This is a genomic window from Streptomyces sp. P9(2023) (assembly GCF_032436795.1).
Classification (GTDB): Bacteria; Actinomycetota; Actinomycetes; order Streptomycetales; family Streptomycetaceae; genus Streptomyces.
This window is the reverse complement of sequence record NZ_JAUPWM010000750.1, coordinates 1-246: the sequence shown is the minus strand read 5'-3', so window position 1 is coordinate 246 and position 246 is coordinate 1. Positions and strand designations below refer to the sequence as shown.

General features: G+C 53.7%; 1 protein-coding gene. It reads left to right on the top strand.

What is annotated here, in order from left to right:
- Positions 1 to 246 (top strand): polymer-forming cytoskeletal protein (locus Q5762_RS39325; RefSeq protein ID WP_315897118.1); only part of this gene is annotated, 246 nt, incomplete at both ends.

The following is a 246-nucleotide window of genomic DNA, read 5'->3' as shown; positions in this document are numbered from 1 at the left end:
AATACTCTGATTGAAAATCTTCATCTGAGCTGCACTGTGGGTGAAGGCGACAAAATTGAAGGCACTTTGACCATTGGCAAAGGAAAAGGCCTGGTCATCCGCGGCACCATCGTCGGTGACATCAAGTGCGAGGGCATGGTGGTGGTCATGAAAGGCGGCGTCGTGGAGGGCAACATTACTGCCTCACAGCTCTGGATCGAGGGGACCGTAAAACAAGGCCCCAACAACGGCAAGCTGGACGTTGGT